Below are 10,286 nucleotides of genomic sequence, written 5' to 3'. Positions count from 1 at the left end.
CTGCGCCTTCCGCTGCCCGTCGAGGTGACGGTGGAGCTGCCGGGGCGGGCCGGGGCGCCGGTGGAGTCGGCCGCGTACTTCGCGGTGAGCGAGACGCTGACCAACGCGATCAAGCACGCGGGCGCCCCCCTTGCCGTCGTCGGTGACCGCGATGCGCAGCATGCCGTCGCCGTGGTGCAGGTCGACCCAGACCCGCTCGGCGCCCGCGTGCTTGATCGCGTTGGTCAGCGTCTCGCTCACCGCGAAGTACGCGGCCGACTCCACCGGCGCCCCGGCCCGCCCCGGCAGCTCCACCGTCACCTCGACGGGCAGCGGAAGGCGCAGCGCGAGGGCCTGCACGGCGTCACCGAGGCCGCGCTCGGCGAGGACCGGCGGGTGGATGCCGCGGACCAGGTCGCGCAGTTCGGTGAGGGCCTCGCCGGAGTTCTGCCGGGCCTTGGCGATCAGCTCCTTGGCCTTGGCGGGGTTGGTCTCGATCATCGCCTCGATGGTGCCGAGGTCCATGCCCATCGCGACGAGCCGGGCCTGCGCCCCGTCGTGCAGGTCGCGCTCGATGCGGCGCAGCTCGGCCGCGGAGTTGTCCACGGCGTCGTGCCGGGTCTCGGTCAGCCGGTCGACGCGCTGGGCGAGCTGCCGCTCCCGCATGGCCGGGGTGGGCGCGAGGAACGCGCGGGAGAGCAGGAAGTGGGCCCGGACGAGGGCCGGGTTGACGAGGACACCGAGCAGGAAGAAACCCATGCCGAGCACGGCCGCCTGGTCGGCGGTGGTCTGCGAGGTGACGTGGATGAAGGCGAACCACTCGCCGCCGCCCGCCTCGTGGATCGGCTTCCACACGCCGAGCGCGAGCACCCAGCCGTAGACCATGTAGAGCAGCAGGGCCGGGGCGAGGATCACGACGACGGGTCCCGCGGTCATGTTCACGAAGAGCCACTGGAGGTCCCGCCAGGTCGCCGGGTCCTTCAGGAGCCGGGTGCAGCGCTCCACCTGTCCGGCGAGCCCGGGGCGCGGAGCGGCGGCGTAGGTGCGGTACGGGTCCTGGATGGTCACCCCGGACCAGGCGGCGGCCCTGGCCCGCTGCGCGTCGGCGTACGCGCGGGTGGCCGCGAGGACGGCGGGGGTGGTGAAGATGCCGAGCCCGATGAGGACGAGCGTGATCGAGACGACCGAGAGCACGAAGAGGACGGTCGCGCCCACCCAGGCGACGATCGCCAGATAGAGGCCCCGGGCCCCCGCGATCACTGCGTCCTTCAGCCTCGTCATGGCCGTCCGTCCCTCTCGTCAGCACCCCGTGCCGCCCGTCGCGTCCTGCGCCGGGCACGGGAACAGTCTCGCCCGTGCGGTGGACGCGGGTCATTGGGCCCTCCACCCGAGCGGTGGTGTACCTGACGACACCCCCCGGCCTCGCCCTGTGCTTCGGGCATTGGGGGGTTGCTCGGCTGGGGCGCCCCGGCCCGGATTCCTAGCGTGGTTCAGGTCTTAACCAACGCTTATTCGTGCAGGACTGAGCAGAACTGATGGGGGAGAGACGCCATGAGGCGGAACTTCGCGGCACGGCTCGGGGTGTGGAGCGCACACCACCGCAAGGCAGCCATTCTCGGCTGGCTGGTCTTCGTGGTGCTCGCCACGGTCATCGGCGGTGCCTCCGGCATGGTGACCGCCTCCGAGGACGAGATGGGGACCGGCGACTCGGGCCGCGCCGAGAAGATCCTCAAGGACGCGGGCATCGACGAGCCCGCCGGTGAGCTGGTCATGGTCTCCGCGCGCACGGCGGGCGGCTGGCGCGAGGCGGCGGCCGACCTCTCCACGGCGCTGACCGCGACCGGCGAGGTCCGCGGCGTCCAGGCGCCGCTGCCCTCGAAGGACGGCAGGGAGGCGCTGCTCCGCTTCGAGATCAAGGGCGCGTCGGACGAGGCGGCCGACCGCGTCCAGCCGGTGCTCGACGCGGTCGACGAGGCGCGTCAGAAGGCGGCGGACGGCGTCTCGGTGTACGAGTTCGGCGACGCCAGCTCCGAGAAGCACCTCTCCGACCTGCTCGCCGACGACCTGAAGAAGGCCGAGTTCACCGCGGTGCCGCTGGCCCTCGGCATCCTGCTCGTCGCCTTCGGCGCGGTGGTCGCAGCCCTGCTCCCGGTGGGCCTCGCGCTCACGGCGTGCGTGGCGGCGTTCGGACTGCTCTCCCTCGCGAGCCACCGCCTCCACCTCTTCGAGACCACGTACTCCGTGATGTTCCTGATGGGTCTCGCGGTCGGCGTCGACTACTGCCTATTCTATCTGCGCCGCGAGCGCGACGAGCGCGCCGCGGGGCGGGACGCGGAGACCGCGCTGCGGATCGCCGCGGCCACCAGCGGACGGGCCGTCCTGGTCTCGGGGCTGACGGTGATGGTCGCGATGGCCGGCATGTTCCTCTCCGGTCTGCTGCTCTTCAAGGGCTTCGCCGTCGCCACGATCCTGGTGGTGTGCGTGGCGATGCTCGGTTCCGTGACGGTCCTGCCCGCGCTGCTCGCGTCGCTCGGCGACCGGATCGAAGCGGGCCGCGTCCCGTTCCTCAACCGCCGCACCAGGAAGGGCGCGCAGGCCGGTGGCGCCCTCGCGGGCAAGGCCCTTCGGCCGGTGCTCGCCCGGCCGAAGGTGTTCGCCGTCGGCTCGGCCGTGCTGCTGCTCGCCCTGGCGGCGCCCGCGCTCGGCATGAGGACCGAACAGCTCGGCCTGGAGAAGCAGTTCGGCTCCGACGCCCCGCTCTCCGTCGCGTACAAGAAGATCACCGCAGAGTTCCCCGGCGGCCCGGCCCCCGCCCGCGTGGTCGTCAAGGCCGACGACGTCACGGCCCCCCGCGTGCGCTCCGCCCTTGACGGCCTCACCGAGAAGGCGGGCGAGGGCGCCGAACTCACCGTCCACAAGGCGGCGGGCGTCGCCGAGATCGCGGTGCCGCTGCCCGGTGACGGCACGGACGCCGCGGCCAAGCAGGCGCTGGGCGAGCTGCGCGACGACCTGGTCCCCGCCGCCTTCGACGGCCTCGCGGACCAGGGCGTCGAGGCGTACGTCGGCGGTGACCTGGCCTCATCCGAGGACTTCAGCGACCAGCTCAGCAGGGGCATCGTGCCGGTCTTCGCCTTCATCGCGGCGGTGACGTTCCTGCTGATGCTCCTCAGCTTCCGCTCGGTGGTCATCGCCGTGACGTCGATCCTCCTGAACCTGCTGTCCGTGGGCGCCGCGTACGGCGTCATGACGGCCGTCTTCCAGCACGGCTGGGGCGCGGAGCTGATCGGCTCGGAGAAGGTCGGCGCGATCGAGAACTGGATGCCGCTGTTCGTCCTCGTCGTCCTCTTCGGTCTGTCGATGGACTACCACGTCTTCGTGGTCTCCCGTATCCGCGAGTCCCGCGACCGGGGCATGGACAACCGGACCGCGATCCGCGAGGGCATCACGCGGACCGCGGGTGCGGTGACGGGCGCGGCCGTGATCATGGTGGCGGTCTTCGCGGTCTTCGGCACGCTGTCCATGCAGGACATGCAGCAGATGGGCGTGGGCCTCGGTGTCGCGGTCCTGCTCGACGCCACGGTGGTCCGCATGATCCTGCTGCCGTCCGTGATGACCCTGCTCGGCGAACGCAACTGGCACACCCCGCGCTGGCTCTCCTGGCTGCCGCGGATCTCGCACAGCGAGGAGATCCCGGCCGCGCGGCCGGGCCGCCACCCGGAGGAGGCGTACGCCGGACGCTGACCGCAGGCGGGCCGAGGCCCCGCCAGGACCGTCCCCCGGCGCGGGAAGGCGCCGGGGGACGCGGCGTGTGTCCGACGTGAGTCTCATACGGGTCGAGGCGCTGGCCGGGCGCCACCACCGGCCCTGGTCACAGGCCCAGCGCCTTCGCCTCCTTCTCCGGGGCGAGGCCGACGGCCGGGCGGTCCGGGCGCTGGGGCGGGGTGCCGCCGATGGAGCGGAGCCAGGTCCAGGTGTCCCGGACCGTCTCCTCGACGGGGCGGGTCCTCAGGCCCGACAGGATCGCCTTCTCCGAGGACGTCTTGTGCATCGTGTCGTGCAGCTCGCCGGGCGCCAGCCAGACCGGCAGCTCCGTCCACTGCTCGATGCCCGCGTCGAGCACCACGTCCGGCGCCGTCCAGCGCAGCGACGCCCCGGGCCCCGCCACCTCGGCGCACGCGTCGAGCAGCTCACCCATCGTGAACCGCCCCAGGGGACTGACCAGGTTGTACGGTCCGTGCAGCCCGGCAGCGCCCGCGTCGAGGACCCACTCGGCGAGGTCCCGCACATCGACGTACTGGATCTCGGAGTCGCGGGGCCCGGGGGCGAGGACGGGACCGCCGCGCGCGACCCGGTTCAGCCACCACGGCAGCCGCCCGATGTTCTCGTAAGGGCCGAGGATCAGACCGGCCCTGGCGAGCACCGTGCGCTCGGCGCCGAACCCGGCGACCGCGGCCAGCTCACCGCCCCGCTTGTCCTCCGCGTAGGCGGTCGCCTCCGCGTCCGGGTCGCCGTCCACCACGGGGTAGTCCTCGTCGGAGCCCGCCGCGCCCGGGTAGCGGTAGACGGAGGCGCTGGAGACGTAGACGTAGCGCTTCGCCCGGCCCGCGAGCAGCCGGGCCGAGGCGCGCACCACCCGGGGCGCCGCCGACCAGGTGTCGACCACGACGTCCCACTCGCCCTCGGCGAGCCCCGCGAGCCCGTCCTCGGCCGTACGGTCACCGTGCACGGCCCGGGCACCCTCGGGCGCCGCGTGACGGCCCCGGTGGAAGACGGTCACGTCCCAGCCCCGGGCGAGCGCCGCCTCGGTGACGGCGCGCCCCACGAACTCCGTACCGCCCAGCATCAGAAGTCTCATGGGGTGACTCTGCCCCGGGGCCCGCGCCGAGGGGAACTCCTTCTGCTCGCAGCAGAGTCACGCCCCCCTCGACGCCGCAGGTCAGCGGGCGGGCGGCACGTACTTGTAGCCGACCCGCCGTACCGTCTGGATCGTCCGGCGGTGCTCGGCGCCGAGCTTGCGCCGCAGCCGCGCGACATGGACGTCCACGGTGCGGCCGTCGCCGACGTGGCCGTAGCCCCACACGGTGGTCACCAACTGGTCTCGGGTGTGCACCCGGTGCGGGTGCGCCACGAGGTGGGCGAGCAGCTCGAACTCCAGGTACGTGAGGTCGAGCGGCCGCCCGTCGACCTCGGCGGCACGCCGCACGGGATCGATGGCGACGGGCCCCGAGGAGCCGGACGGGGCCGCCCCCCTGGGACCCGCCAGTACGGCCTCGGGCCCGCCGGACTCCTGCCCGGCGGCCTGCTCCTGTCCGGCGGGCACGAGGAGCAGATAGCCGACCATCGGCGGCTGGCCCGGCAGCGTCGGCAGGGCGTGCTGCGGCGCGGGCAGCCAGGTGGCGCCCGGCGGCAGGAGGTCGGGGATGCGGACGACCGTGCGGGCCTCGTCGGGGTCGACGGCCCGCAGCCGGGCGCGGCCGGACGGCAGGGGAGCGCCGACGGGGGCGGTCGCGGATGCGGCGGCGGAGGCGGAAGCGGAGAAGGAACGGGTGTTCGCCATGGTGAGGTCAGCTCTTTCGCGCGAAGAAGGAGTCGTCGAGAACGAGACGTACGTCGTGCGCGTCAGGCGAAGGCCGGTTGCGGCGGCTTCAGGCCGGGTGCAACGGCTTTACAGGGCCCGCGCGTTCATCGCGCGGCAACACACCCGGTCGAAGTCGTGATGCTGCCGGGAGGGCCAGAAGGGCTCAAGGTCATGACGACCCGTCGCGGTGTTCTGGTGGCTGCCCATGACGTCCATTGAAGCAGATGGGCCCGGAGCCGGTGATCCCCTCTCACCCACCGGGACGGCCGATGGACACTCCCTGGCCGGAAACCGGCGCTCCCCGGGCGGTCCGTCATGCCGGGACCGCCGGGGCCGCCGGGACTGCCGGGGAACGCCGGGGGCGCCCGCCGGACGGACCGGTGGGCGCCCTCGGCGGCGTAGCGGCGGCACGGCCGGGATCAGACCTGGCCCGCCTTCTCCAGGGCGGTGCAGCAGGTGTCGACGAGCAGGCGCGTCACGACGTAGGGGTCGACGTTGGCGTTCGGGCGGCGGTCCTCGATGTAGCCCTTCTGCTCCACCTCGACCTGCCACGGGATGCGGACCGATGCACCGCGGTCGGAGACGCCGTACTTGTACTCGTCCCAGGGGGCGGTCTCGTGCAGACCGGTCAGGCGGTCGTCGATGCCCGCGCCGTAGTTCTTGACGTGGTCCATCGGCTTGGAGCCCTCGCCGAGGGACTCGCAGGCGGTGATGATCGGCGCGTAGCCCTCGCGCATCGCCCGGGTGGAGAAGTTGGTGTGCGCTCCCGCGCCGTTCCAGTCGCCCTTCACCGGCTTGGGGTCGAGCGTCGCGGAGACCTTGAAGTCCTCGGCGGTGCGGTACAGCAGCCAGCGGGCGATCCAGAGCTGGTCGGAGACCTCCAGCGGGGCGAGTGGGCCGACCTGGAACTCCCACTGGCCCGGCATGACCTCGGCGTTGATGCCGGAGATGCCGAGACCGGCCTTGAGGCAGTTCTCCAGGTGGGCCTCGACGACGTCGCGGCCGAAGATCTCGTCGGAGCCGACACCGCAGTAGTAGCCGCCCTGCGCGGCGGGGAAGCCGCCGACGGGGAAGCCGAGCGGGCGGTCGCCCTCGAAGAAGGTGTACTCCTGCTCGATGCCGAAGACCGGCTCCTGCCCGGCGAAGCGGTCCGCGACCTCGGCGAGCTCCGCGCGGGTGTTGGACGCGTGCGGCGTCATGTCCGTGTTGAGGACCTCGCACAGGACGAGTACGTCGGCGCCGCCGCGGATCGGGTCCGGGCAGGTGTGGACGGGCTTGAGCACGCGGTCGGAGGCGTGGCCCTCGGCCTGGTTCGTGCTGGAACCGTCGAAGCCCCAGAGCGGCAGCTCCGCGCCCTTCACCTCGTCCGCGAGGATCTTCGTCTTGGAACGGAGCTTGGCGGTCGGCGCGGTGCCGTCGATCCAGATGTACTCAGCCTTGAAGGTCACGGGGCCTCATCCTCATAACGCTCGGTACGGCGCAGAACGTGCGGGTGCCGCGGTGCCGTGGTGATGCCCCGAAGAGTGGCAACCGGCCATTTCCCGGCCGTTGCTCTCAGGTGAACCCCGTGTTACCCGGGGCGGGTGTGGCCGGGCTCACGTGCCGGTGCGGGACAGCGCGTCCCGTACCGCCTCCTCGCTGCGGGCCACGACCGCCGTGCCGTCGTCCGCCGTGATGATGGGCCGCTGGATCAGCCTGGGGTGCTCGGCGAGCGCCGTGATCCAGCGGTCGCGGCCCGAGGCGTCGCGCGGCCAGGCCTTCCGGTCGGCGAGGCCGAGGTCCTTGGCGGCCTGCTCCTGGGTCCGCGCGATGTCCCAGGGTTCGAGCCCGAGCCGGCCGAGCACGGCACGGATCTCGTCCTCGCCCGGCACGTCCTCCAGATAGCGGCGCACGGTGTAGTCGGCGCCCTCCGCGTCGAGCACGCCGATCGCGCTCCGGCACTTCGAACAGGCGGGATTGATCCAGATCTCCATGCCGCACACGCTACCCGCGAACCACCCGTCACAGGGCCCTTCAGCGGCTCCGCAGACGGTTCTGTTCGAATACCGCAAACCCCGTCTGGCCAGGGATGATTGTCAGTGCTCGGCGGTAGAATCACAGTAGTGTTCGAGGGCGCCGACGGGGGGCCCCGATCGCGACAGGAGGATGCCCGTGCCCGCTGCCGCACTGAAGACGAAGTCCGTGTCCCAACCCGTCCTGATCGACCTGCCGTACGCACCACTGGAGAAGAGGCGACTGCCCGCGGGCCGTCCCCGCGAGTGGTACGTCAACCACAACCGACGCCTGAAGGCCATGCGCCTCGCGATAGCGCTGCTCGACTCGGGCGTCTATCTGCCCAACCAGGCGAAGAACAGCACGATCCGGCGGATGGCGGAGGACGTCGGCATCCACCCGCCGTCCGACATCACCTGCCACATGGTGCGCGCGCTGATGCGGTACAGCCGCTGAGCAAGTGCGGTGCGCGCGGGGGTGGTTGACCCGCGCGTACCGCCCCGCCATCCGTGCGTGAAGCGTGAACGACCCGTGAAGCACCCATGAACCCGCACTTCAATGCACACGATTCGGACGTTCTCGCAGGTGCGGCGGGCGTTTGCCGCGCGAGCCTGGGCGGTCGATTGTGCGATGGGTCATGCTGTGGCCATGACTTACCAGGACCCTGTCGGCGAACCGCCGCTCCTGACGACCGCAGAGCTGCCGGACGGTGCCCACATCCCCGTACGCGCCCTGCGCGCCCCCGAACCGGAGCGCTTCCTGCCGTCCGGCTCGGCACCGGCGCCGGGCCCGCCCCCGGCCCCCGCGGTACTCATCCTCCCCGCCATGGGCACGCCCGCCCGCTTCTACCGGCGCTTCGCGCACCGGCTGCACGAAGAGGGCCTGACGGTGCTCACCACCGATCTGCGCGGCCAGGGGGAGGCGACGCCGCGCGCCACCGACCCCGACGCGCTCGGCCACGGCTACCGCGAACTGGTCGAGGAGGATCTGCCCGCCGTCCTCGCCGCGGTCCGCGCGGAACTGGGTCCCGAGCCGCAGCTCCACCTCCTCGGCCACAGCCTCGGCGGCCAGCTCGCCCTGCTGTACGCCGCCTCGGGCCACGGCCCCGCGGTGGACGGCGTCATCCTCGTGGCCTCGGGTTCCGTCCACTTCCGCGCGTACGGACCGCTGCGCGGCCCCGCTCTGCTCCTCGGTGAGCTGCTGGTCGCCGGGGTGTCGACGCTGCTCGGCCGCTGGCCGGGGTCCCGGCTCGGCTTCGGCGGCGACCAGCCCAGGGGCGTCATGCGCGACTGGGCCCGGCAGGGACGCACCGGCCGGTACGCCCCCAAGGGCTCCACGCTCGACTACGAAGCGGCCCTCGCCGGACTCGGACTCCCGGTGCTCGCCGTCTCCGTGGAGCACGACACCTTCGCCCCCGGCGCCGCCCTCGACCACCTGCTCGGCAAGGTGCCCCGGGCGCGGCTCACCCGGCGCCACTACACCGCGCAGGAGGCGGGCGCCCGCCTGGACCACTTCGCCTGGGCGAGAGCGGGCGGCGGCCTCGCCAAGCAGGTCGCGGCGTGGGCGACGGCGGAGGAACGGAGCTTCGTGGAACGGAGCTTCGGCTAACGGCGTCGTCCGGAAGGTCGCCTCCGCCTCTGCCTCCGCCCTCGGCTCCCGCTAGCGGATCTGCTCCGGGGTGACCGTCAGCCACCGCTTGTCGGCGGTCACCTTCTGCCCCAGCTCCCGCTGGCGCGCGGCGTTCTTCCTCTTCATCCCGTCGAGCTGCTCCATGTACGCGTCCTTGCGGTTGACCCAGACCCGTACGCCGCCGTGCGCCACGTCGGCCGAGTGGAAGAGCATCGGCCCGTCGCTGACCGGGGTGTCACCGGCGGCGAGGATCGGCTTCTTCCACTCGTCGATGTAGGTGCTGATGGCGGCGGGCTTGCCCTCGTACCAGGTCAGCGGCGCCCAGAGGTGGGGCGTGAGCTCGCGCTTCATGAGCGCGGCGCGCTCCTTCTCGCCGAAGCGCCCCTCGGCGATCTCCTTGCGGGAGCTGGTGACGTCCCCGGTCCCGCGGTCCTTGAGCTGGAGGGCGACTCCGATGACGTTCTGCGGCTTGACGCCGTAGCCGTACTTCGGGTCGGCGAGGACCATGCGGACCAGGTCCTCACTGGCCGCGCTGACGACGTACACCTCGATGCCGTGGGCGCGCAGGGTCCTGTAGAGCTGCCGCATGCCGCGGGAGAACTCCGGCGGCTTCACCTCGGTCCGGGTGAGCTTTCCGTCCTCGCCGTAGTACTCGGCCGGGACCGGCTTCTTCCGTGCGAGGAGCTCGTCGACGTACCCCTTGAGCTCCTTGAGCGTGAACCCCGAGAAGATCTGCGCGGCCCACGGGTAGCAGACCTGGTCATCCACCGCGCAGAGCCGGTTGTAGTAGCTGTAGAGGCTCTCCTTGTGCTTGGCGGTGTCCTTGAAGGGGATGACCTTCAGGGAGGGGGCCATGGACTTCCGGGTGAGCACGCCCTTCATCTCCAGGAAGGGCAGCAGCGACTCCTCCAGGTCATTGCGGTACGTGGTGTTGTCCGCGTCGAAGACGGCGTAGGCGCCCTTGTGGTCGTTGGCCGCGATGACCTTGCCGAGCTTCTCGGCGACGGGCTTCGGCCAGTGCGTGAGCTCGCCCGCGGCGTTCCTGGCGGAGGCGGCCTCGGCCCCCGAGGCGGGCCAGAGCGCGCCCCCCGCGACCACGGCACCCGCG

At 72.3% G+C, this 10,286-nt stretch carries 9 protein-coding genes; 3 read left to right on the top strand and 6 right to left on the bottom strand.

Annotated elements, in window-relative coordinates:
* Nucleotides 1-1,260: sensor histidine kinase (locus tag AB8Z36_RS19320; protein ID WP_369214587.1), on the bottom strand; the 1,260-nt coding region annotated here is incomplete at its 3' end.
* Between the two features lie 270 nt (nucleotides 1,261-1,530).
* On the opposite strand from AB8Z36_RS19320, the gene AB8Z36_RS19315 reads away from it, so the two are divergent.
* Nucleotides 1,531-3,720: an MMPL family transporter gene (locus AB8Z36_RS19315; RefSeq protein ID WP_369214586.1), complete on the top strand. Its 2,190-nt coding sequence runs from the start codon at nucleotides 1,531-1,533 to the stop codon at nucleotides 3,718-3,720.
* A 127-nt stretch (nucleotides 3,721-3,847) separates the two neighbouring features.
* Here the strand turns inward: AB8Z36_RS19315 and AB8Z36_RS19310 are convergent, their stop codons facing one another.
* The 4 genes from AB8Z36_RS19310 to AB8Z36_RS19295 form a co-directional block, all read right to left on the bottom strand.
* Entirely contained in the window at nucleotides 3,848-4,834 is a 987-nt protein-coding gene (locus AB8Z36_RS19310) for an NAD-dependent epimerase/dehydratase family protein (protein WP_369214585.1), read from the bottom strand.
* A gap of 81 nt (nucleotides 4,835-4,915) precedes the next feature.
* Nucleotides 4,916-5,536 carry a winged helix-turn-helix domain-containing protein gene (locus tag AB8Z36_RS19305; RefSeq protein WP_369214584.1) on the bottom strand — a complete coding sequence of 207 codons (621 nt, stop codon included), beginning with the start codon at nucleotides 5,534-5,536 and terminating at the stop codon, nucleotides 4,916-4,918.
* Nucleotides 5,537-5,976: 440 nt separating this feature from the next.
* Nucleotides 5,977-7,005: a glutamine synthetase gene (glnII, locus tag AB8Z36_RS19300; protein WP_369214583.1), complete on the bottom strand. Its 1,029-nt coding sequence runs from the start codon at nucleotides 7,003-7,005 to the stop codon at nucleotides 5,977-5,979.
* A gap of 147 nt (nucleotides 7,006-7,152) precedes the next feature.
* The gene (locus AB8Z36_RS19295; protein WP_369214582.1) at nucleotides 7,153-7,530 is read right to left on the bottom strand and encodes an arsenate reductase family protein; all 378 of its coding nucleotides are present in this window, start codon (nucleotides 7,528-7,530) and stop codon (nucleotides 7,153-7,155) included.
* Nucleotides 7,531-7,708: 178 nt separating this feature from the next.
* Between AB8Z36_RS19295 and AB8Z36_RS19290 the strand changes: the two genes are divergently transcribed.
* Nucleotides 7,709-8,005 carry a hypothetical protein gene (locus tag AB8Z36_RS19290; protein WP_369214581.1) on the top strand — a complete coding sequence of 99 codons (297 nt, stop codon included), beginning with the start codon at nucleotides 7,709-7,711 and terminating at the stop codon, nucleotides 8,003-8,005.
* A 192-nt stretch (nucleotides 8,006-8,197) separates the two neighbouring features.
* Nucleotides 8,198-9,157: an alpha/beta hydrolase family protein gene (locus AB8Z36_RS19285; RefSeq protein ID WP_369214580.1), complete on the top strand. Its 960-nt coding sequence runs from the start codon at nucleotides 8,198-8,200 to the stop codon at nucleotides 9,155-9,157.
* A 51-nt stretch (nucleotides 9,158-9,208) separates the two neighbouring features.
* On the opposite strand, the gene AB8Z36_RS19280 is transcribed toward AB8Z36_RS19285, so the two are convergent.
* On the bottom strand, nucleotides 9,209-10,286 hold a 1,078-nt coding region (locus AB8Z36_RS19280), incomplete at its 5' end, for a haloacid dehalogenase-like hydrolase (RefSeq protein ID WP_369214579.1).

The sequence above is a fragment of the Streptomyces flavofungini genome (assembly GCF_041028215.1).
Taxonomy (GTDB): Bacteria; Actinomycetota; Actinomycetes; order Streptomycetales; family Streptomycetaceae; genus Streptomyces; species Streptomyces flavofungini_B.
This window is presented reverse-complemented; position numbering and strand designations above follow the sequence as displayed.

Coding starts and splice junctions, on each gene's coding strand:
- AB8Z36_RS19315 (WP_369214586.1), top strand. CDS start 1,531: ATGAGGCGGAACTTCGCGGCACGGCTCGGGGTGTGGAGCGCACACCAC.
- AB8Z36_RS19310 (WP_369214585.1), bottom strand. CDS start 4,834: ATGAGACTTCTGATGCTGGGCGGTACGGAGTTCGTGGGGCGCGCCGTC.
- AB8Z36_RS19305 (WP_369214584.1), bottom strand. CDS start 5,536: ATGGCGAACACCCGTTCCTTCTCCGCTTCCGCCTCCGCCGCCGCATCC.
- AB8Z36_RS19295 (WP_369214582.1), bottom strand. CDS start 7,530: ATGGAGATCTGGATCAATCCCGCCTGTTCGAAGTGCCGGAGCGCGATC.
- AB8Z36_RS19285 (WP_369214580.1), top strand. CDS start 8,198: ATGACTTACCAGGACCCTGTCGGCGAACCGCCGCTCCTGACGACCGCA.